A 23325-nucleotide genomic window follows, 5' to 3' on the forward strand; every position below is an offset into this window, starting at 1 on the left:
GAAATTCAGTACGCCACTTGTTGTATATTGCTCCTAAATTATTTTTGTCAACTTAATTATGACTGATTTTGAAGTTGGGGTATTACTCACATCGGCAACACTGTCGATAGGCACGAGTACATTGGCTTCAGGAAAATAAGTTGCAACATTTTGGCGTGGAATATTGTAAGTAACCACAATGAATTTTTCTGCCAGACGATGCACGCCTCCATGATAGTTGTGTAAATCTACTAAGTCATATTGTTGTAAACCAGCCGAAGCAATATCTTCTTGATTCATCAATATCACCCGTCTTTCGTTAAAAATACCTCTGTAACGGTCGTCCAAGCCATAAACGGTCGTATTGAACTGGTCGTGAGTACGAATCGTCATCATCAGGTATTCATCAGTTGCTAACTGGATTGTTTCGAGAGGACAAATTTTGAATAAGGCTTTTTGTTCGGTATTCGTAAAAATGCCTTTTCGTGGTCCATTGGGTAAATAAAACCCTCCATCTTGGCGAACTCTTTCATTATAATCTTCAAAACCTGCAATCGTTTTTTCGATTAAATTCCTGATAGAATCATAGTGATGTGTCAACGAAAGCCAGTCTAATTGAGTACGCTTTCCAAGGGTACGTTGTGCTATTTCGGCGATAATTTTGGGTTCACTCCAAACCGTTGAGGCAGGAGGGGTAAGATTTCCTTTCGACATTTGAACTACCCCCATCGAGTTTTCGGTAGTTACAAACTGGGCTCCACCAGCCTGACGGTCTTCGTCAGTACGTCCCAAGGCAGGCAAGATAATAGCGGTTTTACCATGAATTAAATGACTACGATTGAGTTTGGTCGAAACCTGTACAGTAAGGGTGCAGTTACGTAAGGCCTGTGCCGTAAACTCAGTATCAGGTGTAGCAGAAAGGAAATTACCTCCCATGCCTATAAATACCTTGCCACTGGATGCTTGCATGGCTTTTATGGCTGCTACTACATCGTGACCATGTTTTTGAGGCGGCGTAAAGCCAAAATTTTCTTCTATTTTTGTAAAAAAGCTTTTGATGGTCTTTCAAAAATCCCCATCGTGCGATCGCCTTGTACGTTGGAATGCCCTCGTACAGGACAAGTGCCAGCGCCTTGCTTGCCGATACTGCCTTTGAGTAACAACAAATTGACTAACTCCTGAATGGTTACTACTGAGTTTTTGTGTTGGGTTAGTCCCATTGCCCAGCAGGCAATAATACGTTGAGAATTTGCTAATAAATCTGCTACTTCTTCTATTTGTTCAAGACTTATGCCACATTCTTTGACTAAATCTTCGAGTTTGTATTGACTCAAATCTGCCAAGAATTCTTCGAATCCAAGGGTATTGTTTTTAATAAAATCATGGTCAAATACATTACCGATGGTAGCTTCTTTTTTGACCAATAACAACAATAAAGCTTTGATGAGCGCAATATCCGAATTGATTTTTATCTGTAAATAGTGGTCGCTCAATTTGGTGCCACTACCAAGCATATCGCTCAAATGCTGAGGGTGCTTGAAAGCCAGTAAACCAGCCTCAATCAAAGGATTGACAGATACGATTTTAGCACCATTTTTCTTGGCTTCTTCCAATGCTGTGAGCATTCGAGGATGATTTGTGCCAGGGTTTTGCCCCAAAATCATAATCACTTGAGCATGATTAAAATCTTCGAGGGTTACCGAGCCTTTACCCAAACCTAACTGCTCACCTAATGCCGAACCACTCGATTCGTGGCACATATTGGAACAATCGGGAAGGTTGTTAGTGCCTAACTGTCGAGCAAATAACTGATACAAAAACGCCGCCTCGTTGGAGGTTCTGCCAGAAGTATAAAAGATGGCATCGTCGGGTGTAGGTAATGCGTTGAGATGTTCAGCAATTAGGTCGAGCGCCTCATCCCATTCGATTTTATGGTAATGAGTTTCTCCTTCTCGAACAATCATAGGATGCGTCAAACGTCCTTGTTGCCCGAGCCAATAATCAGATTTTTCGGAAAGTTCTTGAATGCTATATCTTTGAAAAAATACGGGGCCAGTCTTTAGTGTCGTTGCCTCTTCGGCTATGGCTTTGGCGCCATTTTCACAATATTCTGCAACAGATGAACGCTCGCCGTCGGGGTCAGGCCAAGCACAAGAAGGACAATCTACGCCACCCTTTTGATTGAGTGTCAATAATATCTTCGTGCCTCTAGCTACGTTCATTGCACCAAAAACATGTTTGATTGCATTACTTACCGCCTTAAAACCAGCCGCCACATGAGCAGGTTCAGTTTGCTGTAATCCTGTCAAATCCTGTGGAGGTTGTGCAGAAGGTTGTTGATCTATTGTATTCATAGTAATGGCAAATTGTTAAGGATTTTGGAATATCTAAGATGACGTTATCAGTATATTGGTTATCAGTGTATCTGTTAGTAGTTATTTGAAAATGCTCGTAATTAGAATAATACTTTCAAATAAAGTCGTACTTGGATATTCGTGGTATATGTATTTCTAATACTACATTTTTAGATTACTATAGGATAAGTATTTTGTACAGAAACAATATGGACAAACAGTAGAAATGTAATACTTTTGCCCACTGCCCACTGCCCACTGCCCACTGCTATTGTACTCTATATTCATGCGAATAAACATTAAACTTTCCTTTTCGTAAAAATGCAATCAAAGTAATGCCAAATTGTTGTGCCAACTCTACCGCTAAACTTGATGGCGCGCCTACTGCAACTATAATAGGAAATTGTGCCATAATACTTTTTTGAATCATCTCATAGCTGACCCGACTGCTAAGCACAAGGATTGGGGCAATAGCTTGTTTTTCTAATCCTAATTTAGCACCGATTACCTTATCTAAAGCATTGTGTCGACCTATATCTTCACGGAGTAAAACCAATTCGCCAGTATTTTCATAAATAGCTACCGCATGGGCGCCTCCTGTGTAAGAAAAAAGTGTTTGATTTTGGGTGAGTTTTGCCTCTATTTCCCATAAAAATGTGGGAGAAATATGATATTCCCAATTGTTGAGAGTAAGACACTGTTGTTGTTCGAGCGATTCAATTTGTGCTTTCCCACAAATCCCACAGCTCGAAGATGCCATAAAATTACGCTCATATAGGGTTTGACTCAAATCTAAATCAGGGCTTAATTCTACTCTAACAATATTTTCATGTTCTTCTTGTCGTTGTAATTCAGTGCAGTAACGAATAGATTGGACTTGCGAAAGATGTTGAATAATCCCTTCTGAATACAGAAATCCTAACGTTAGTTCAAAGTCATGCCCTGGGGTTCGCATCGTAACACTGAGGTTTTTCTGTAATCGTTGATGAATAGCTCCATACCCAATTCTAATGGCTAATGGTTCTTCAATGATTACTAAATCATCCATCTCTTTTTCGGGAGTTTGACTACTATATTTTATCACCTGAACAGGCTTTACTCTTGGCTGCATACTTTAGTTGGTTGATAAATCGACGCTTAAAAATAAAGAAATACAAAGTGTTTTCCCATTTTGAATAATATTCTTAAATTGATACAATTAAGTAGGAAAACGTTATTAGTTAACAGTATAGTGGTTATTTGAAGATATTCATAATCAAAAGGTTATAGTCGAATTTTGTCTGAGATATACTATTAATTAAATCTCTCCTTTTACTTAAGTAATCATGCAGAATAAGATTTAATTTATGTGTTTTAGGGAACAGGCAACAGGCACAAGGCACATAGTGTTAAAATACTTTTTAATAACCACAGTCATGCTCTTTTTACAAAGCCCACCGCCGAAACCCGTTATCTGAAAGCCTAAGCACAATCTTAAATTTTATTTTGCCCACTAACTTAAAAAGTTAGTAAACAGGTACAAAGTAGCAAATGTGTTAGCTATAAAGACTTTACAAATAAAGTATTCATCGCAATTTTGTGTCTTTGACATCAAACCATTATTTAACAAAACTCTTCAGATTATGAACAAACAACGTATTCTTATGGGTATTGCTGTATTGGCAGTAGCTATTCAATTTATTCGTCCTACCAAAAATCAGTCTGAAGGCGTAAGTGCCAATGATATTACGAAGCATTACGATGTACCCGCAGACGTACAAAAAGCCTTAAAAGTATCGTGTTATGATTGTCATTCCAACAATACCACCTATCCTTGGTATAGCAATATTCAACCAGTAGGTTGGTGGCTTAATCATCATGTAGAGGAAGGAAAAGATGAATTGAACTTCTCAGAGTTTGCGAGCTATCCAAAGAAAAAGGCTGCACATAAATTAGAAGAGGTAGCCGAAGCCGTAACCGACCACTGGATGCCCCTCGACTCATATACTTGGATTCATAAAGATGCAATTTTGTCAGATCAAGACTCCAAAGCCATCGCTACTTGGGCAAAAGCCTTACAGGATAGTTTAGCCAAATAAAAGTTACTTGTTATATGTGTATCAGTTATTAGAACTTGTTTTGAATAATGACTTTTCTATTAATAGATAAATTTTACCATCAGTAAAACAGATTTTTGCTGGAACGTCATGTCCTTGTTCGAGATAAGTAACATAAAAGATTAAGTTAATAATCCTTTGTGCGATTTGATTGTATGTGTTTAATTCTGACTACAATCTAAAAGCTGATATACTATTAACGAATAACTGATACACAATTAACAAATAACTCAAATTATATCCCATATCCCCTCAACTCATTTCTCACTTCCATTCGCCAGCGTTCTTGGTCAATCATGTTGATGGAGTGATTGGTTTCGGCATCATATTTTTTCTGAAGTTTATTCATGAGTCGATACATATCAATAAAGAGTAGTTGAATTTCGCTGTCATAATCTTCCACCGAAGTAATTTGTCGTGCCTTTTCTTTAAATTTCTCAATGATGGTTTTCGTAATATCAAAATGCAACTGCTCATGGTCTAATGCTGATTCGCTATTACCAGCATGGGCATTCCAAGAAGAGGATTTGAGGACATAGGCCTTAAATTGTAAATTGGCAGTAAGGACTCCTTTACTAAATTTTACATCGCCAATATATTCAAAGTTTGAAAAAACCTGAGCCGAATACGACGTAAAAACGGGAGGTTTTCCATGAAAATCACTCCATCGTAGTGGTCTTGAAGGACTCCAAAATAGGGTATCGCCTTTGTCGGGGTTATCGATGCGATAATCAGGGAGAATATTTATTACAAGAGACCTTGCAAGGATTGGATTTTTGTCATAGTTTACAGACATCCATTGATTCAGATGCTCGGCACCTCTTCTGAATAATCTCTCAAGCATTTTTGATAATTATCATACTCGCCAAATGAGCGTTTGAAAAGCGTTTTACTTTTGAAGCTAGTAAATACAACATCCGTTCCTGCTCTAGTAAAAGAAAAAGCCAGCTCGATACTACATTCGCCATGAATCATATTATCCTTAATTTTCTCCTGTATATCCAGATTTTTGATATGAATCGTAATGGCATAGTCAAGCGTGTCTCGACGTACAGGATTATGGAAAAAACTACGACCGTACTTGCTTAACGAAATACTTGGCTTGAGCTGTAATAACGTATTATCAGCCCCGAAGGCATGACCAATTCGAGAAGCGTTGTTTCGAATATCTGATACTTTTTCGATATAGAAGTACGTAGGCGTAAGAGGAGGTTCGCTTGTTTGTAAGTGAACAAATTTTACGAGATTTTGTCCCAAATGACAAAATGGCGACACAAAACACATCATAAAAAAGAAGAGATGTTTCATCGTAATTTTTTTTAAGTAACAAGAAAGCGTAAACGAATACTATTACAACGGTGAATATTGAATATATCCTTTTGATTACAAGTTCATTCTAGTAACAGATTTAAGGTTAACTAATAACTTTCTTAAGTAATCGTGGAGAATAGGATTTGAGTTATGTGTTTAGGCACTAAGCAAAGAGCTTTAACCTGTTTTTTTAATAATCACAGTCATGCTTTTTCCCAAATCTCACCGCCGAAAGCCGTCACCTGAAAGCTAAAAGATTAATTTTTTTTGCCCACTAACTTATACTTACATTAAGATAAATAAAAATTAGGAGGAATAATTCAAATTGGTTATATTCAATAAAAAATATAAACTATTGACTAAGACTATGGGAAATTCACATCATTCACAAGAAGTAGAAAACGATTTGTCAACATTCGAACTCATTGCGTTGTTCGTTGTTTTTTGCGTAATTTTAATTTGGTTAGGTGATACCTTCACCGCTACAGTTGGAATTATATTGGAAGGACTTGTATTTGCTGTTGCTTATAATTCGAAGAATAATCAGATTGATTGACAGATGTGATAAATTTAAAGAGGAATACACGATTATTTAACCAAAATAAAAAGGGAATAAAGCATTGCTTTATTCCCTTTTTATTTTGAAAACCTTTGCTGATATTACTCTACAAGCATATTGTGATACACGTTTTGAACATCATCATCTTCTTCTAATTTATCGATAAGCTTTTCAATATCAGCAGCTTGTTCTTCTGTGAGCTTTTTGAAATCAGTAGGAATACGTTCAAAGTCTGCACCTTGGATTTCGTAACCTTGCTCTTCTAAGTATTTTTGAATAGCACCAAAAGCAGTAAAGCCACCATAAATATTGATTTGGTTAGCTTCTGTATCTAAGAAAAGCTCCTCTGCACCAAAGTCAATAAGTTCTAACTCTAGTTCTTCGATGTCGGTAGTGCCATTATTAGCAATTTTGAAAATACACTTACGGTCAAAAATAAAGTCAAGCATGCCCGATGTACCTACGCTACCACCGCATTTGGTAAAGTAACTACGAACGTTGGCAATACTACGGTTAGTGTTATCGGTAGTACATTCTACTAAGACTGCTACACCGTGTAGTCCGTATCCTTCATATACAATCTCTTTGTAATCCTCTTGGTCTTTCGAAGTGGCACGTTTGATTGCGTTTTCGATATTGACTTTTGGCATGTTTACCGCTCTAGCATTTTGCATGATAGCACGCAAACGAGAGTTAGAGGTAGGGTCAGGACCGCCTGATTTTACAGCGATTGTAATATCTTTACCGATTTTGGTAAAAGTTTTGGCCATTTGGCCCCATCTTTTAAACTTTCTGGCTTTACGGAATTCAAAGGCTCTTCCCATTTTATTTGGTCATTTGAAATTGATGTGGGTCTAGAAAAATACAATTTTCAGACTTTTTCGTATGTTCAGTAATTTATGTATCAAGAAATTAGGTCATGGTTTTATTCCCAAAAATAAAGCAGACCTAAAGGGTGATTTTTTGCGAATGCAAAGGTACAAAAGTAGTTGGGAATTTCAGAATGGAATAAAATGATTTTAGTAATCTAGTTCATCTGTTCTATGCTTGGAGTCATTTTTTGAACAATTTTAAATTGTCAAAAAATAAAAAAGGTAACTAAGCTATGCCTAGTTACCTTACTATCTATTTCAGCGCTTGAAGATCAAGTAGGTGTTGGAAAACTAAAAGCTGTCAGCTCAAAGCCTATAGCCCTAAGCCCCAATACTACCAACCATCATCAGCTTTTGGTTTTACATTTGCACTTGATTTTTTCACTACTGGAGGTTTTGGCGCAGCAGGAGCACCACCAGCACTTGGTGCAGCAGCTGTACCTCTTACGGTAGCGTCCAAATCGGTACGGCTAAATACACGGCTTACAATTTTCCAATTGTCACCAAACTTCAACATACTCAATAAATCTACATATTTGAAGTCACCAAAGCGCAATTCTACTGTGGCTACCGCTGATACGCCAATATATGAGTAAGAAATCAATTTGGTAGAGCCTCCTCTACCTTGAATACCACCAGCAGGAGTTGTAGCAACAAATTTGCGTACCGAAAGATCTTGTAATGCTCCTGTATTGGTGTTGATGCTACGAAGCATCGCTGTAGGGTGGAACGCACGGTTAAGTCGAGCGGTATCACCTTGCATCACTCCATCAAGGTAATTGTTGACACAGGCTTTAATGCCTTCATCTTCCGATTGCGCTTGCACTTTGATTTGAAATCCTACCAGCATTAATAAGCCGAGAAGTAATGATTTAATCTTCATGATGTTGGAAAAATTTGATTATTGAAGCTTTTGGGAAATCAGTAGCGAAAAGAATGCCACGAATGCCTAGGGCTGTAAAGATATGTAATTTTTAAAGTTTTGTACACTTTATGCGATTAAACTTTACTATAAACGTATAGTTAATCCAAATAGTGTACAAGGAGAGAATAAGCTTTCTGGATTTATAGACCAACAAAATGCTGGGAGTCTTTGTCTCTTTGTCGGTTTTCTGCTAAATTACTGATAGTCCTGTCTTAATCCTCTATTTATGATACTTCGTAAAAGCATTTCTTTCTTACTTTTATTGCTCGTAATTACCTCAGCAGTAAAAGCGCAAGACCTACCTATTATCAAAGAAATACACTTAAGTCCTGACCTCGATAGGTCGGGTAAAGCCGTAGGTTTACATGTAAATTATTCGGTGCAATATAATATCGATAAGAGTCACGATTTAAAGTTACTATTCAATTCGCTACAACCTTATTTGGATAGATCAACCGATGTCGTAACTCGACTTTCCGTCATAGATACCCAAGGAGCTGTAAGTTATCGAGCCTATCCCGACACCAATATCAATGATTTAAGTCTGCAAGTTTGGAAAGGAAATCGACCAGTAAAGGGAAAAAATATCAAGATTGATTACCATATACCAGTAGCCGTATCTATTCCCAAACGCCGAGGACCACATATTGATTTACAAGCCACAGGAGGGGGATTAGCGGGGGATTTTACGAGCTTTTTATTATATCCCGAAATGCTTAACTCCGTTGACTTATCCTTAAAATGGTATTTGCCCAAAGGCTTTATGGCGGTTACTTCAAAAGGTGAAAATGATTGTCAAATCAAAGCTGATTTAAGTGAATTGATGTTTTGTCAGTTTATTGTTGGAAAAATGTTTGCCTATCCAGAAGGACGCCGAGGCAAAGGATTTAGTTTGTATGCTTTGGGTAGAAAATCAGATGAAATGAATCAAGCTGCTGTTTGGGTCGAAAAAGTATATGCTCATTTGCGTAACCGACTAAATGGAAAGGCTGAAAACCCTTTTCGAATTTTCATCCGCTCTTACGAAGGTGGACCTCTCGCCAGTGGTGTCGCTGTAATGGGGGGATACACCTTGTATTTACCTCCCTCCGAAGATGCCACCTCCGCCGATATACACTCCTTGATTGCTCATGAAACGGTACACGCTTTTGTTGGAAGTCTTCATGCTCAAGAAGGTGAAGATGATTGGTATAGCGAGGGTATTGCAGATTATTTATGTATGGTATTACCACTGGAAGCAGGCTTATACACACCAGCAGAATTTGGTAAACTTATCAATGAAGAGGCAGCGCTTTACTACACCAATGCGATTCGTGAGGTTTCAGAAAAGGATATTCCTAGTGTAAAGTGGTCGGGGCGAAATGCGTGGTCGATTGGGTATTCGAGAGGGGCGATGTATTTTGCTAACCTCGAAGCCAAATTAAAGCGTATACATAGTCAGGTGACAGTTGTGGCTTTAATCAATCAAATAACCCAACAAGCTCAGGCGGGTGAATATGTTACAAAGCATACATGGGAAAAGCTCTTAGCCACCTCAGTTGGACAGTGGGCAGTAGAGGATTGGAAGGCTATGCTTAGTGGAAAGTTAATTGTCCCAGAACCTGATATTTATGAAGGATATACTGTAAAAAAAATCACAACTGGGGTATTTGATTTGGGCTTTGCCAAACCTATGAAAGTGCAAAAAGGAGAATTTGTTAAAGGACTAGATCCCAATTCTGCAGCTGCCAAAGCTGGTTTGCAAGAAGGAGACGAAATATTGACTTCTATCAATATCAACAAAACTTATACAAGCTATTCAAATACGCTTTCGATTCCTGTTTTGAGAAAAGGGAAAAAATATACCATTACTTTTCAGCCAAGAAAAGGAAGTTTTGAGGCATACGAGTTTGTGAAAAAGAAATGAGTAATGTGGGGATTTAGGACTGCAAGTAGGATTTATAACTATTGCAGATTTGGGATTTCTGATTTCGGAAGTGTTAAAAATTAAATTTTACTTCCGAAATCCCAAATCCGATATCCGAGATGATTAAATTCATCACTCAAAACTACTCATGTCCGCCTTCGACTTCTTCTTGTATGGATTCTCCTTTCATGAAATACCAAGCTTTATCGGGATATAGAATAGACTGAGCAACCTTCACACGCGCCAAAGCATGATTGGCTACGTTTTGAAGAATTATAATGGAAGAATTATCTTTTGGGTTGTGGAGGTAGTAATTTTTGAAACCATGCCACCAACCTGTATGAAAAGTTAGCCACGAACCATCGTCCATCAATTGCAAACGCCAGCCATAGCCATAGTTTTTATTAATCAAGTTTTTGAAATGATGCGCTGGCGCAAATGCTTCCTGCAAAGTACTTTGTTTTACGAGCTTTTCACTATTCAAGGCCATATCCCATTTAAACATATCGTCGACCGTTGAGTAGATTCCTTTGTCACCTACAGCACCGTCTAGGTGGTCGAACGGAATTTGCCAGTAACCACCTCTTCTTGGGGTATGTCCTAGCGCTGCGTTGGCCACTAATGCTGTTTTGGTAGGATCATAAATAAAGGTTTTGGACATTCCCGCAGGCGCAAAAAGATACTTTTGTGCATATTCTCTGAATGACATTTTTGAAAGCTTTTCAACAATATAAGCTAGCAAAACATAATTAGAGTTATTGTAGTTGAATCGAGCATTGGGTAAATAGTTGATGCCAGGTTTGTACTTGGCAAATAGGTTTACAATTTGCTCGTTCGACATAGGTTCTTTTTTATTCACCACTTTGTCGAGGGCGTAGGCATAATTAGGAATACCAGAACAATGCGTCAGTAAACTGCGTATCGTAATGCTAGGGTCGTAGGGAAAACTTGGGATATATTTGTAAACTGGGTCGTTATAATTGATCAAACCTTTTTCGTGCAGTTGCATGATAGCAACCGACGTAAACTGCTTAGATACCGAAGCTAATTGAAATAGCGTCTCGGTGGTGTTTGTATCTTTCGTAGAGAAGTTTTTGTAGCCAAAAGCTCCTTTGTAGATAATTTTTCCGTATTGAGATACTAAAACAACACCATTGAATTTGGCTTTCTTTTGGAGGTTTCTGAAAAATGTATCTAGCTTGGCTGCTTTTCGAGAAGCAACAGTCGCATCAAAAAGTTTGGCGATACTGTCGTTTCGTGATGAGGTACTATTGGTGGTTGTATCTCCCCATTGGTTGGGTTGATGTGAACAGGCAACTAGGCCCAAAATGATTAATAAGGTAAAATAAAAAAACTGCTTCGTAATCTGCGTCACAACTCTGAAAATTAAGGATGTCTTATATAATGTTGTTTAGTGGGGAAGAGATTTCTTGAAAAATGCGATTTTTTGGCGGTTCAATCTCATTTTTAAAACTTCTAAGAGCATTTTTTAAAAGTTTTACCCAAAACTCTACTGCAATTTACATTACTAAGGAATGTTTTTCAATATTTCTTCAGAAAAAACTAAGTTAAAAAAAGTTATAAAGTAATCGTGCAAAATAAGATTCAAGTTATGTGTTTAGGTACAAGGCAAAGAGTATTGAATTGTTTTTTAGTAACGATAGATATATTTTACCGAATGCCCATAACTGAAAGCCGTAAGCTAAAGAAAAAAAGGTTTTAACAACACCTGTTAAAACCCTTTTCAAAATTACTATTTATTAATAGCTCAATCCATATTGCTTCAAGACTTCATCTGGAACGCCATCCCATTGGTTAGGGCGGTTACCTTCGTAGCCAATGTCTTTAATACCCATTTCGCTTGAGAAAAAGCCCGTTGCTGTTAAGTTTCTCATTAAAGAAAAAAACGAAACACCTTGAGAAAACTCAGGTTTAGACTTTTCAGGATAGGCAATGTCATCCACTATTGCAATACGTTGTTGTGGCGTAATGCTCACAAAATCTTTACTGAAACGCTTGAGTGATTGCGAGTCTAACCAACGTAAGCCACCTCTCAAAGGCGTCTTGAATTCATTGGGTCTATCTTTAGCAATAAATTCGATAAAAGCTGGTACACCTGCTTGAGAAGCACTTCCTGATTTGTCATCGGCTGGAATGATAATATCTACCAAAATGGTGATAGTTTTCATTTCATGCTCATTGAAGAACTTCTCAGCCATCAATTTGGCATCACGGATGGCCTCGTCTTTGGTACGACCGCCCGGGATTTTGATGTCGTCCGATTTGGCAGATGCTGCTTTTGCGCCTTTTTTAATGGGCTTTTGTTGTTCGAGCAACTCAGCGGCTTTTACTTCTGGACTAAGCACTGCCATTCCCAACGAAGTAAAACCAATATTTTTAAGATAATCTCTTCTTTTCATCTGAATAAAAGGTTTGAATAAGTAAATAACAGTTGGTTTAATTTGTTGTAAATCAATTGTTTGTATTGATTTTGATTGATTGGTGAGATGAAATGCTGATAAATAAAATTTACACTCACAATTCACAACTCATAATTCAGCACTGCTACCCACTCATGTCCTATAGATTTTTCTTTTTCACTTCATTGATAATGTATTCCGAAGTACGCATCGAAAGCGCCATGATGGTCCAAGTGGCATTTTTGTCACCCTGCGAAACAAATGGTGCAGCATCAGCAACAAAAAGGTTTTTCACGTCATGTGCTTGGCAATGCTTGTTCAATACCGACTTGTTAGGGTCGTTACCCATACGAGCAGTACCCACTTCGTGAATGATTTTTCCTGGGTCTTCCAAACCGTAGTTTCTGTCGGCGCCTGGTTTTGCTCCCAAAGCGATACCTCCTAATTCATGGATAATTTGCTCGAAAGTATCTTGCATGTGCTTAGCTTGCTTGATTTCTTGATCACTCCATTTGTAGTGAAAACGAAGCACAGGAATACCATATTTATCAACCACATTCGGGTCAATTTCACAATAATTACTTTCCAAAGGAATAGGCTCACCACGACCTGCCATACCTACATAGGCACCATAGAAACGACGATAATCGTCTTTCAACGATGCTCCATAACCACCCGCAGCTTTAGTAATACCTTCGCGAGTAGGGAAGCGACCGTTGATACCTTCGATACCCCAACCGAAGCCATAAGCTGGCATACCCATACCGCCCCAATATTCGATGTGATACCCACGTGCGAAATCGAGTTTTTTGTTGTCACCCCACCAAGGTGTGTACACGTGCATACCGCCAACACCGTCTTCGTTGTAACGTTTTCTGTCAAACAAAGTAGGAATAATAGCAGAGCGAGATGCCCCTGTTGAGTCGTTGATATAACGACCTACAATACCACTAGAGTTGGCTAAACCTTGTGGGAAACGAGCTGATTTTGAGTTGAGTAACAAACGAGCCGTTTCACCTGCCGATGCAGCCAAGATAACAATCTTACCCCTAACTGTATGCTCTTGCATATCTAGCGTACTTACGTATGATACACCAGTAGCCAAACCTGTAGCTGGGTCGGTCAATACCTCACGAGCCATAGCGTAGGTAATCATGGTTAAATTACCCGTTTTGAGCGCTGGCTTAATCAATACCGAGGAACTTGAGAAATCGGCATACGCTTGACAAGAACGTCCGCATTGGTTACAGTAAAAACACTGTCCACGTTCGTTATTGATAGGTTTCGTCAAAATTGAAAGGCGCGAAGGGATGGTTGGAATACCCAAGCGTTTGTTACTTTTTTGTAACATCAACTCGTGCAGACGTTGCTTAGGAGGAGGTAAGAAAATACCATCTGGCTCATTTCTCAAACCTTCAACAGAACCGAAAATACCCACTAAGCGGTCTAGTCTGTCGTAATAAGGCTTCACATCGTCATAACCAATAGGCCAGTCGTCGCCCAATCCGTCGATACTTTTTCTACGGAAGTCATCTGGTCCAAAACGAAGAGAGATACGTCCCCAGTGGTTGGTACGACCACCCACCATTCTCGAACGGAACCAGTCGAATTTTGTTCCTGCTGCACGCGTGTAAGGCTCTCCTTCGATTTCCCAGCCACCATAAGCAGCATCAAAATCACCAAAAGGACGGGTGGTTCCTGCACCACGGCGCGGAGATTCATACGGCCATTTGAGTTGAGTAATGTTTTTAGGATCGGCAGGGTCGAAGGGCTGACCTGCTTCCAAAACGCAGACTTTTGCTCCTGCTTTGGTAAGTTCGTGTGCAGCCATACCACCACCAGCACCTGAACCAACAATCACCACGTCGAATACGGTGTTGTTTTCTTTGATTTGAAAATCAAACATAGTTTTTATAGCTTTTTAGGTAATTATTTCGCTTTGTGATAATCCTTTACTTGATTATCAAATTAAATGTTTTCAAAAATTGGATGAAATCTAACCCGAAGGTTAAAGGTTTAAGCGTATAAAATTATGATAGGGGAAATTCTCTTTCAAGCGCTGAGGCAGTTTATACGAAGAATTGGCTCAATTCTATACGGTCTGTTCATACTTTTTAAAGACAATTTTATCATTCTAATTTTCAATTGCAAAATACGACATTTTATAAAAATTTCTATCCCATATTGTCATATTCCTTTAATTCAATGATTTGTGATTTAGTAATTAGAAATGCTTCTGTCTTCGCCTTAGACGCAAAATATTGCGTCTCTACTGGAAAAACATTCACTCAATAAACAACTAACTCATCCACAATCAGCCATGCCTTGGCACCAGCGCCGTATTCGCCTACTGGAATCGTACCTTTATTGATACCGATAACCTTGACAAATCGGGCGGTTTTGTTTGGTACTTTGACCGAAACCGTATTGATGGCATTTTCTGGAAAATCTTTTACACTACCTACTTTTTCATAAGCTTTACCATCCTCCGAAATCCAAAACGAAAGTTCTGTAGGTTCCCACATACGTTGCCAGTGATATTTGAGAACACTGATGCCTATTTCTTTAACACTTTGACTTTTACTTAAATCAACCACTACTTCTAAATCTTCACCCTTAAAACCGAGCCACTGACCAGTATTATAACGATGAGTACCGATAATTCCATTGCTCAAAGCATATTGATCTACAGGTATATAAGGAGCTTGAGGGGTATTTTTGAAAGTAATATTTTTACCCGTTGCCAAATTGACATTCACCCATTGTTCCCAAACCTGTCCATACGCCCCATTTTTATCAAATAATTGTGCTTTGATAAGGGTAGGTTTAACAATAGAAAGCCCGTCTTTCCAAATATTAGACTGCGTATTGGGCTGACTACCATCTTCGGTAAAACGAATAGTGGCATTTGGTAAAGAACTTGTCAGATAGATAGACTCCGAACCGTTGGTATTGGTTTGAAAGCGAGCCTGAATTTCTTCATATCTCGTAAAATAATGTACATTTTGCTGTTGCAATACTTTTTCCTGAATCCTTAACCTTTTGAGAAAATCAGTATAATCTTTCAGTACTTTTGGTGACCAAGCTGTTTCGGCAATCGCCAAAGCCCTTGGAAAAAGCATATATTCGGCTTGTGCCTCAGATACCAAATATTCCGACCAAGTATTTCCTTGAATTCCTTTGATATAAGTTTGTTCTGTTGGATTCAATATGGCTGGAATAGGCTCGTAACGATATACCTTTTCAAGAGGCGTAAACCCCGCCGTCGCAATTGGTTCGGATGTTTGTAAAGACTGATAATAATCCAAATAATAATGACTTTCTGGACACATTACGACATCATGATGCTGTTGGGCTGCTGCAATACCGCCAGCTTCGCCTTGCCAACTCATTACCGTAGCTTTTGGACTTAAGCCTCCTTCTAAAATTTCGTCCCAGCCAATTAGGTTTTTACCTTTTGCATTCAGGTATTTTTCCATTTTTGGATAAAATAACTTTGTAATTCATGCTCATCTTTTAGATGATTTTCCTGCATGCGTTTTTGACATTTTGGACAAGTTTTCCAACGCACTTTCGGACATTCATCGCCACCGATATGCACGTATTTACTTGGGAACAGGGGCAAGATTTCATCTAAAACATTTTGCAAAAAAGTAAACGTACTATCATTTCCTGCACAAAAAACATCATCGAAAACACCCCAAAAAGTGGCAGTTTGATAGGGGCCTCCAGAACAACCCAATTGCGGATAGGCTGCTAAAGCCGCCCGTGCATGACCGGGCATCTCAATTTCTGGAATAACCGTAATATGACGTTTTTGGGCAAAAGCTACGATTTCTTTTACTTCTTCTTGGGTATAAAAACCACCATAAGGCTTGCCATCGAAGCGATGAGGAGAGTCTTTTTTATGCCCAATAATGGTTTCGTTTCTATAGGCGGCTACACTTTGTAATTTGGGATAGCGCTTGATTTCAATGCGCCAACCTTGATCTTCGGTAAGGTGCCAGTGAAAGGTGTTGAATTTGTAAAGCGCCAATAAATCAATGTATTTTTTGAGAAATGTAACTGAGAAAATACGTCGTCCAACGTCTAGGTGCATACCTCTGTAACCAAATCTTGGATAGTCTTTGATTTGGACAAAAGGAAGATTGCTTTGTAGGTGAATGAGTTGTAAAAGCGTTTGCGTGCCATAAAAAACACCCGCAGCATCATGGCCTATTAGTTTGATACCTGTTGCGCTGATAGAAAGAGAATAACCTTCTTTTTGTACTACATGATTGCTGTCTATTGCTAGAGAAATGCCCTTTATTACATTAGGAGTGCTATTTTTTATACTTACAGAACTCGGGCGGATTCGTTGTATTCCTAATCGAAGTAACTGTGCAGTTTCTTGCAAAGCAGAGTTTTGCAAAGAGATGGTAACATTTTTTTCTAACCTAAAATAACCCTTCGAAATTTGCATTTCAACAGGTTTGGGAATGATAGAAATAGTATTTTGGGCAGAAGTTTTTCCCAAAAATAAAAAAGCCAAGACAATAGAAAGAAGCGTTTTGGAGCACATAGTAGTGATGTGTCAATATGGTTGACGAGGTTGTTGTATGAAAAAAAAGTGCAAGGGTAAAGCCCCTTGCACCTGCTATTTCCAAGCATTTCTTAAAAATCTTAACCAGTTACCGTGCATAACCTTCTCGATATCTTCTTGAGAATAGCCTCTTTTAAGAAGCATATCTGGGATTTTTTGAAGGTCGGCGATGGTTTCCAAATCATAAGGACTTTGCTCTTTTCCAAAAGCCCCATCCAAATCAGAACCAATACCAATATGGTTGGCATTTCCAGCGATTTGACAAATATGGTCGAGGTGATCGAGCATTACTTCCAGATTACAATTCATGTTTTCTGGCGTAGATATACCTCTCACCCAATTAGGTACCATCATCCACGCGTCCAACGCACCACCTATTACAGCACCACGATTGATGAGTTCCTTGATTTGTTCGTCGCTAAATTGGCGATTATGATTTACCAAGCTACGGCAAAGGTTATGGCTTGCCCAAATATTTCCATGAAAATGGTCTAATGCTTCCCAAAAGCTATCATCGCATAAGTGTGTAGCATCGAGAATAATATTGAGTCGTTCCATTTCTTTGAGTAAATCGCGCCCCTGAGGTCCTAATCCACCCGTAGCATCTGTACCATTCGCATAACGCCCAGGGCCATAATGAGCTGGTCCGATGGCTCTTAAGCCGTATTCGTAGGCTTTGGCTACATGCTCAACCGTTACGATAGAGTCAGCACCTTCCAAACTTAGGATATAGCCAATTGGCTTCTGTTCGTTTGGAATCGTGGTATCCGACCAAAGGGCAAGGTGTTTTTCTAGGCTAGCCAAATCGTTGATTTGTACCATTTCGCCACAAGCTTCCATAGCTTGATACCAAGCCACTTGACCTTGAGTTTGTGCCCACGCTTGTTCGGGCGATGCCCAGCCTGGGAGTGGGTTGTTGGGCGCAACATATCGTGCGATTTGTGTAGCAACAACCAAACCTACATTTCCTTTGCGTAATTCAGGAAATGCGACAGTACCTTTAGCACGATCGGGCTTATCGGAAAGACCTTTTTCTCTTTCACGAATTTCAAATACAGTATTTCTTAAATCTCGATTCCATTCCATAGCATTCATGCTAAGGTCGAGATGGGCATCTATAGTGAACATGGGAGTTTAAGGCTAAAGGGGTATCGGCTTTCGGAAATCGGCTATCGGCGTTACCTAAGTTGTTGTAGGAAAATAGCCGAAGGCTGAAACCTGAAAGCCTAAAGCATTATTTTTCTATCTCTTGCAATAATTTTCCAGTACTTATTGGTAATAAATTGGTTTTCTGCTAGATAGGCTCTTTCGTAAAGAGCTACCGTTGGACATACATGGATTGGTACGCCATATAAAACTTTACCAATCGGAAAGTCTTGTATATCTGACACTTCCAACACTAAATGCTCTTCACTTTGCCCGATAAATTGCGCATCGGGAGCATTCAGAAAATGTACTCTTCGGCTCAAGTCGTTTTCGGCAGCGACAGATTTGTGTCCTAAATCAATACAAATTCGGTTGGTACTCGGATGAGAAATAACTCGACTCAAGACCAAGGCAGCAGGTTCGAAAGCTTGTTCTGGAAAAGCATCCTTATAGCCTTTATCCCAAAGAGGAAAAGTGCCTGGGCTACATTCTACCTGTGGATTTTGAGCATGAATCGGAAAAGTTGGAGAGCCTCCCGCTACAACTTGAAACGTTTGTCCTTTTTCGGAAAAGGTTGACACTAAATCAAAGACAGGAATAAAAGCTTTGTGGCAATTTTCAGTTCTCAATGCTAAATCTTGATCTCGAATATGTCCGTCGTAGGCATGAAGTCCTTTCACCGAAATACCGTTTAATTCAAGCAGTGCATTGATAAGTTCTTCAGCTTTTTGTGGTAAGATACCAGTTCTGTTCATTCCGACGTTGAGGTCGATATAAACATCTATCGTTATCTTATGTTGCGTCGCCGCTGTGGCGATGGCTTGTGCAACTGACAAGTCATCGACCAAGCAGGAAAATTGGGTAGTAGTATAAGTTTGAATTAGGGTTATAAAACGTTGCAACTTCGTAGCCACAGGCTGATACGCCAGCAACACATCAGGTGCTTGACTCATGGCAAGCATTTCGGCTTCGGCAATGGTAGCACATTTGAATTTAGTAATTCCTTTAGCTAACATCAATGCCGTAACTTCCTGACATTTATGTGTTTTGATATGTGGACGAAGTCGATTAACCTCTGGTAGCATGGTTACCAAGGTTTCGATATTTTGAGTGATACGCGATGGATACCACACCAAAGCGGGGGTATCCAAGGTATCTAAATCTTGTAAGTTGTACCAAGCAGTTTTATCCATGGTGGATTTTTGATTTTTGATTTCGGATATATTGCTCTGTAAGATTAAAGGAAGTGTAACCCAATTTTTGAATCATATTTTACAAAAAATTAAGTAGCCTTTTATATTTCCGAAATCAGAAATCCCCAATCAGCAATTGTTTGAAATCTTTCGAACACTACACTTCGCTCATTCATAATTCACCAATTATTCGCTTTCTAACTCAAACAAGGCCTCGATTTCGACAGGAATATTGTCTGGCAATGAACCAAAACCTACTGCACTGCGCACACCAATACCATTTTCTTCGCCCCAAACTTGCGCAAACAACTCACTGCAACCATTGATAATGTATGGATGTCTTTCGAAAGTATCTACACAATTGACCATACCCAACACTTTGATTACTCGCTTCACACGGTCGAGACTTCCTAAATGTGTTTGGATGGTTGATAAAATAGTCAAACCCACTTGACGAGCAGCCAATTTGCCTTCTTCCATGTCTAACTCACGACCAATGCGTCCAATAATAAGACTTTTGTCATCCTGCACAGGCCCATGACCCGAAACATATAAGTATTTACCGTCGATAAGGTATGGTTTGTACACGCCCAATGGTAGTGGGGCAGGAGGTAATGAAAGTCCTAATTTTGCAAATGCCTCTGAAGGGGTTAATTGTTCTACCAACTGTTCCATAAAATAGTTTTTATTGAAAATGTAATATTAATTAAATGTAAAATTCAAAATTGAGTGTAAGTAAATAAGGTTTTTGAGAAAAAACAAGGTTATTAAAGAGTTAAATGTCAAGCCTCTATTTGGCTCCGTCCAAAGTTGATTGTGTTACTTTGGTATGAGTTAATTTTCTAAACTTCGCATTTTCGATTTTGAGAACCACCGCATTGGGCCATTGATTATTGGTATAAAAACGTTGTCCATTCACCGCACTTACCACCAATCCAATAGATGTTGGCGCAACATAAGTGCTAGCATCGAAGCCATCTTTGTATTCAACCAATTCGCTTTTATAGCCTAGAATCGAAACTTTAGTTTGAGCGTTGCCTTCAAGGTGGGTCAATACCAAGTTTTTGCGAGTGCCATATTTCCAATCTTGCCAGTTAGCTCTTCTTACGATAGCATAGATATACTTTTCGTCATTTGACTGTGTGTACCAAACATTATCTTCACGCACAATTGGTAAAGGTTTTACGGCGTAAATAGCCTCTGAGTTGGCAAAATTCCAAAGGGCTACTTCTTGCAACAAGGCTTCTTGTTCTATCTGAATTTCACCATCTTGTTTTGGTCCGATGTTCAACAAAAAGTTTCCTCCTTTAGCACGCATTTCAACCAACATATTGATGATTTCTGCACCAGATTTATGTGGGTCATTTGTAGGCTTATATTGCCAGTCAGTCCCCATAGTATAGCAAGCCTCCCACGGGCGAGGAAGGGGTTCGTCGGGCGTATTTTGCTCTGGAGTATTCATCAAATCACGTGTAATGACCAATTCAGGATTGAGTGTCCAAGCATATTCTCTCAAACCATCACCTGGACCATCGATAAATAGAATGTCGATTTTGCCATATTTGGTCAACAATTCCTTCAGTTGTTCCTTGTCGTAAGCCATCAAACTAGGGTTTTTGGCAGGAAAATGCTGTGGCAATTGCAAGCGACCAATAGGAATATTGTTTTTATGAAAAAAGTAAAAATCTTCAGGGGAGAAATACAGACCAATAGCGATACCTTCCTTACGAAAAGCCTCGATGAGTTCTTTGGTAATGTCTCTTTTCAGAGGCGTATTCATCACATTGAAAGGCGTAGTTTTGGTATCGAACATACAAAAACCAGAATGGTGTTTTGCGGTAAATACCACATATTTCATGCCCGCCAATTTGGCCATTTTAGCCCAATCTTCAGGTTTGAATTTGTAGGGGTTAAAGTATTTAGGAAGCTCATTGATGTACTTTTCGACATATTCGGTGGATGCCCCAGCCAAAGAGTGGCTAATCACTGCGCCGAGTGTAACGTCTACATTCCAGTGGATAAACATGCCAAAGCCAAGGTCTTGAAACCAATTGACTCTGTCAGGATGATTGGTAACTTGTTGTTTTTGAGCCTTTCCAATTGGTGAAAAACTCAATACGAGTAAAAAAATAACTAATAACTTTTTCATAATATGTGCTTTAAAAATCTTCTCTATAAGTAATAAGAAGTTATTGGTTAATAGTATATCTGTTATAGGGTTGTACTTATAATCTGAAGAGGTAAATCCCTAGTTCAAGACTTTGCCTTAGACTTATTTTTTTAAGTAATAAGAAAGATTATATTAATAATATATCTGCGGTACATAGTGATAGTATCCTTCTAATTATGAGTTTATTCAGATAACTGATATACTGTTAACTAATAACATCCTTGTACTTACAGTTTATCAACTGAAACAAACACTAGTCCGAGACTAAGTCTCGAACTAGGAAAAACCTATAAAAATGAGTTAATGATAAGTACACCAATGAGCCCCACAACCGCTACAAGCGTTTCCATCATCGACCACGAGCGAATGGTATCTTTTATACTAAGGTTAAAATATTCTTTGAACATCCAAAAACCAGGGTCGTTTACATGCGAAAACATTAAACTACCTACACCAATGGATAATACCATTAAGTTAGGGTCAACCTGTAATGATTCTATCATGGGTGCCATAATACCTGCGGTAGTTAGGCCAGCTACTGTAGCAGAGCCTAGGCACACACGAATAAAAGCGGAAATCAACCAGCCAAGAATCAAAGGGTGAATATTTATGTTTTTGAGTAGTGAAGCCATAACATCGCTCACACCACTTTCCATAAAAACTTGTTTGAGCGCTCCTGCTCCAGCGATGATTAAGAGTACCATTGCTACATCTTTTACCGCTTCAGAATAAGTATTCATCGTATTGGATAGCGCCTGACTTGTCAGTCCTCCCAAAGTAGCAGTTGCTACCAAAACAGCTAAGAGCATTACCATAGCAGGGTCACCAATCAGTTTACAGACTGGTATCAATGCCGAATCACTTGGTAAAATACTAGTAAGAATAGTGGTTCCTGCCATCATAAAAACAGGAAATAATGCCGTAAAAAAGCTCAGAAAGGTACTAGGTAAAATTTGATTGGGTTCGGAAGTAGTTGCAAAACTCAAGTTGGGACTTGAGGAAATATTTTTTAGGGTTAGAGCATAAAGCGGGCCAGCAATAATAATGGTCGGAATCGCAATAATGATTCCGTACAGTAAAGTTTGCCCCATGTCTGCATGAAACTGCGCTACCAAAGCAGCAGGCGAGGGGTGAGGAGGTAAGAAACCATGTGCCACCGACAAGGATGCCAGCATGGGTAAGCCAATATACACAGCAGGCAATTTGTATTGATACACCACCGAAAAAATCAAAGGAATCATCAGTACAAAACCTACATTATAAAATAAGGGTATTCCGATAATAAAACCTGTACAAACTAAGCCCCATTGAATGTATTTTTCGCCAAAAAGTCCCATCATGACGGAGGCAATACGTTGTGCCGCGCCACTTTGAGCCACCAATTTGCCTAGCATAGCTCCTAAGGCAATGACCCCGACTAACGAGCCCAACATGTCGCCTATTCCTTTTTGAATAGATTTACTGATGAGTTCGAGAGGCATTCCCATACTGATACCAGCTACCAAGGAGGTAATCAAAAAAGCCAAAAATGGATTGAACTTAGCAACGGTAATCAGTAACACCAATAGTCCAATACAAACAATTACAAGCAATAAAATCATAGGAGTTAAAGCAAATTGCTTTCGGGTGTCGGCTGTGGGCTTAAGGCAAAAAGTATTGTTTAAAGTTATGCTCTATTCAATACAATTTTAATAATTTTTCTCCTGTAAGAATGTTGATAATTAAATGAGTAGCTTTTCTTTTGGCTATACAATTAATTAAACCATCCTATATTTTACCCTAAGCCCAAAGCTGATACCCGAAAGCCAAAAT

Annotated in this window: 19 protein-coding genes and 1 pseudogene; 3 read left to right on the forward strand and 17 right to left on the reverse strand. The window is 39.0% G+C overall.

Annotation, left to right across the window (positions count from 1 at the left end; genetic code table 11):
* Positions 1-33: 33 nt before the first annotated feature.
* The 3 genes from BWI92_RS28775 to fdhD all read right to left on the reverse strand — a co-directional run bounded on the left by BWI92_RS28775 (position 34) and on the right by fdhD (position 3444).
* A complete protein-coding gene (locus BWI92_RS28775) occupies positions 34-948 on the reverse strand; it encodes a molybdopterin dinucleotide binding domain-containing protein (RefSeq protein WP_310588952.1) in 915 nt (304 codons plus the stop codon).
* A gap of 65 nt (positions 949-1013) precedes the next feature.
* The gene (locus BWI92_RS28780; RefSeq protein ID WP_310588953.1) at positions 1014-2333 is read right to left on the reverse strand and encodes a molybdopterin-dependent oxidoreductase; all 1320 of its coding nucleotides are present in this window, start codon (positions 2331-2333) and stop codon (positions 1014-1016) included.
* A 268-nt stretch (positions 2334-2601) separates the two neighbouring features.
* Positions 2602-3444, reverse strand: a complete 843-nt coding sequence (gene fdhD, locus BWI92_RS23475; RefSeq protein ID WP_095167430.1) for a formate dehydrogenase accessory sulfurtransferase FdhD — start codon at positions 3442-3444, stop codon at positions 2602-2604.
* Positions 3445-3955: 511 nt separating this feature from the next.
* Here fdhD and BWI92_RS23480 point away from each other — a divergent pair.
* Positions 3956-4411, forward strand: a complete 456-nt coding sequence (locus BWI92_RS23480) for a heme-binding domain-containing protein (protein WP_095167432.1) — start codon at positions 3956-3958, stop codon at positions 4409-4411.
* 253 nt (positions 4412-4664) lie between these two features.
* Here BWI92_RS23480 and BWI92_RS23485 read toward each other — a convergent pair whose 3' ends face one another.
* Together BWI92_RS23485 and BWI92_RS23490 are read right to left on the reverse strand one after the other, a co-directional pair.
* Complete coding sequence (locus BWI92_RS23485; protein ID WP_141234898.1) at positions 4665-5273, reverse strand: hypothetical protein; 609 nt, start codon at positions 5271-5273, stop codon at positions 4665-4667.
* Positions 5234-5737, reverse strand: coding sequence for a hypothetical protein (locus BWI92_RS23490; RefSeq protein ID WP_141234899.1), 504 nt, complete (start codon positions 5735-5737; stop codon positions 5234-5236). Before BWI92_RS23490 ends, BWI92_RS23485 begins: the two co-directional genes overlap by 40 nt.
* Positions 5738-6107: 370 nt before the next feature.
* Here BWI92_RS23490 and BWI92_RS23495 point away from each other — a divergent pair, with 370 nt between their 5' ends.
* Positions 6108-6296 carry a hypothetical protein gene (locus BWI92_RS23495; RefSeq protein ID WP_095167438.1) on the forward strand — a complete coding sequence of 63 codons (189 nt, stop codon included), beginning with the start codon at positions 6108-6110 and terminating at the stop codon, positions 6294-6296.
* 104 nt (positions 6297-6400) lie between these two features.
* On the opposite strand, the gene BWI92_RS23500 is transcribed toward BWI92_RS23495, so the two are convergent.
* Positions 6401-7123 (reverse strand): YebC/PmpR family DNA-binding transcriptional regulator, encoded by a 723-nt coding sequence (locus BWI92_RS23500; RefSeq protein ID WP_095167440.1) that lies wholly within the window; start codon positions 7121-7123, stop codon positions 6401-6403.
* 382 nt (positions 7124-7505) lie between these two features.
* Entirely contained in the window at positions 7506-8054 is a 549-nt protein-coding gene (locus tag BWI92_RS23505) for a nuclear transport factor 2 family protein (protein WP_095167442.1), read from the reverse strand.
* A 268-nt stretch (positions 8055-8322) separates the two neighbouring features.
* Between BWI92_RS23505 and BWI92_RS23510 the strand changes: the two genes are divergently transcribed.
* Positions 8323-10002 carry a hypothetical protein gene (locus BWI92_RS23510; RefSeq protein WP_095167444.1) on the forward strand — a complete coding sequence of 560 codons (1680 nt, stop codon included), beginning with the start codon at positions 8323-8325 and terminating at the stop codon, positions 10000-10002.
* A gap of 142 nt (positions 10003-10144) precedes the next feature.
* On the opposite strand, the gene BWI92_RS23515 is transcribed toward BWI92_RS23510, so the two are convergent.
* The 10 genes and pseudogenes from BWI92_RS23515 to BWI92_RS23555 all read right to left on the reverse strand — a co-directional run bounded on the left by BWI92_RS23515 (position 10145) and on the right by BWI92_RS23555 (position 23114).
* The gene (locus BWI92_RS23515; RefSeq protein ID WP_166579524.1) at positions 10145-11377 is read right to left on the reverse strand and encodes a serine hydrolase; all 1233 of its coding nucleotides are present in this window, start codon (positions 11375-11377) and stop codon (positions 10145-10147) included.
* Between the two features lie 385 nt (positions 11378-11762).
* A complete protein-coding gene (locus BWI92_RS23520; RefSeq protein ID WP_095167448.1) occupies positions 11763-12422 on the reverse strand; it encodes a gluconate 2-dehydrogenase subunit 3 family protein in 660 nt (219 codons plus the stop codon).
* Between the two features lie 160 nt (positions 12423-12582).
* Complete coding sequence (locus tag BWI92_RS23525; RefSeq protein ID WP_095167451.1) at positions 12583-14328, reverse strand: GMC family oxidoreductase; 1746 nt, start codon at positions 14326-14328, stop codon at positions 12583-12585.
* Between the two features lie 382 nt (positions 14329-14710).
* On the reverse strand, positions 14711-15544 hold the full coding sequence (locus BWI92_RS27810) for an FN3 associated domain-containing protein (protein ID WP_409024761.1): 834 nt from the start codon (positions 15542-15544) through the stop codon (positions 14711-14713).
* A gap of 12 nt (positions 15545-15556) precedes the next feature.
* Positions 15557-16983: pseudogene (locus BWI92_RS27815) on the reverse strand (beta-N-acetylhexosaminidase); the annotation flags it as partial.
* Positions 16984-17058: 75 nt separating this feature from the next.
* Complete coding sequence (locus BWI92_RS23535) at positions 17059-18132, reverse strand: dipeptidase (protein ID WP_095167454.1); 1074 nt, start codon at positions 18130-18132, stop codon at positions 17059-17061.
* Between the two features lie 98 nt (positions 18133-18230).
* On the reverse strand, positions 18231-19343 hold the full coding sequence (locus tag BWI92_RS23540) for a D-TA family PLP-dependent enzyme (protein ID WP_095167456.1): 1113 nt from the start codon (positions 19341-19343) through the stop codon (positions 18231-18233).
* A gap of 186 nt (positions 19344-19529) precedes the next feature.
* On the reverse strand, positions 19530-20018 hold the full coding sequence (locus BWI92_RS23545; protein ID WP_095167458.1) for a RidA family protein: 489 nt from the start codon (positions 20016-20018) through the stop codon (positions 19530-19532).
* 115 nt (positions 20019-20133) lie between these two features.
* The gene (locus BWI92_RS23550; protein ID WP_095167459.1) at positions 20134-21492 is read right to left on the reverse strand and encodes an alpha-L-fucosidase; all 1359 of its coding nucleotides are present in this window, start codon (positions 21490-21492) and stop codon (positions 20134-20136) included.
* Between the two features lie 308 nt (positions 21493-21800).
* Positions 21801-23114: a gluconate:H+ symporter gene (locus BWI92_RS23555; protein WP_095167461.1), complete on the reverse strand. Its 1314-nt coding sequence runs from the start codon at positions 23112-23114 to the stop codon at positions 21801-21803.
* Positions 23115-23325 lie beyond the last annotated feature (211 nt).

It is taken from the genome of Flectobacillus sp. BAB-3569 (genome assembly GCF_002270355.1).
Taxonomy (GTDB): domain Bacteria; phylum Bacteroidota; class Bacteroidia; order Cytophagales; family Spirosomataceae; genus Flectobacillus; species Flectobacillus roseus.

What these genes read in the sequence shown, in the direction of transcription:
- BWI92_RS23505 (WP_095167442.1), bottom strand. Translation starts at nt 8,054, where the DNA reads ATGAAGATTAAATCATTACTTCTCGGCTTATTAATGCTGGTAGGATTT.
- BWI92_RS23520 (WP_095167448.1), bottom strand. Translation starts at nt 12,422, where the DNA reads ATGAAAAGAAGAGATTATCTTAAAAATATTGGTTTTACTTCGTTGGGA.
- BWI92_RS23500 (WP_095167440.1), bottom strand. Translation starts at nt 7,123, where the DNA reads ATGGGAAGAGCCTTTGAATTCCGTAAAGCCAGAAAGTTTAAAAGATGG.
- BWI92_RS23535 (WP_095167454.1), bottom strand. Translation starts at nt 18,132, where the DNA reads ATGTTCACTATAGATGCCCATCTCGACCTTAGCATGAATGCTATGGAA.
- BWI92_RS28780 (WP_310588953.1), bottom strand. Translation starts at nt 2,333, where the DNA reads ATGAATACAATAGATCAACAACCTTCTGCACAACCTCCACAGGATTTG.
- BWI92_RS23525 (WP_095167451.1), bottom strand. Translation starts at nt 14,328, where the DNA reads ATGTTTGATTTTCAAATCAAAGAAAACAACACCGTATTCGACGTGGTG.
- BWI92_RS23550 (WP_095167459.1), bottom strand. Translation starts at nt 21,492, where the DNA reads ATGAAAAAGTTATTAGTTATTTTTTTACTCGTATTGAGTTTTTCACCA.
- BWI92_RS23540 (WP_095167456.1), bottom strand. Translation starts at nt 19,343, where the DNA reads ATGGATAAAACTGCTTGGTACAACTTACAAGATTTAGATACCTTGGAT.
- BWI92_RS23555 (WP_095167461.1), bottom strand. Translation starts at nt 23,114, where the DNA reads ATGATTTTATTGCTTGTAATTGTTTGTATTGGACTATTGGTGTTACTG.
- BWI92_RS23490 (WP_141234899.1), bottom strand. Translation starts at nt 5,737, where the DNA reads ATGAAACATCTCTTCTTTTTTATGATGTGTTTTGTGTCGCCATTTTGT.
- BWI92_RS23480 (WP_095167432.1), top strand. Translation starts at nt 3,956, where the DNA reads ATGAACAAACAACGTATTCTTATGGGTATTGCTGTATTGGCAGTAGCT.
- BWI92_RS23510 (WP_095167444.1), top strand. Translation starts at nt 8,323, where the DNA reads ATGATACTTCGTAAAAGCATTTCTTTCTTACTTTTATTGCTCGTAATT.
- fdhD (WP_095167430.1), bottom strand. Translation starts at nt 3,444, where the DNA reads ATGCAGCCAAGAGTAAAGCCTGTTCAGGTGATAAAATATAGTAGTCAA.
- BWI92_RS27810 (WP_409024761.1), bottom strand. Translation starts at nt 15,544, where the DNA reads ATGCTTTTTCCAAGGGCTTTGGCGATTGCCGAAACAGCTTGGTCACCA.
- BWI92_RS23545 (WP_095167458.1), bottom strand. Translation starts at nt 20,018, where the DNA reads ATGGAACAGTTGGTAGAACAATTAACCCCTTCAGAGGCATTTGCAAAA.
- BWI92_RS28775 (WP_310588952.1), bottom strand. Translation starts at nt 948, where the DNA reads ATGCAAGCATCCAGTGGCAAGGTATTTATAGGCATGGGAGGTAATTTC.
- BWI92_RS23485 (WP_141234898.1), bottom strand. Translation starts at nt 5,273, where the DNA reads ATGCTTGAGAGATTATTCAGAAGAGGTGCCGAGCATCTGAATCAATGG.
- BWI92_RS23495 (WP_095167438.1), top strand. Translation starts at nt 6,108, where the DNA reads ATGGGAAATTCACATCATTCACAAGAAGTAGAAAACGATTTGTCAACA.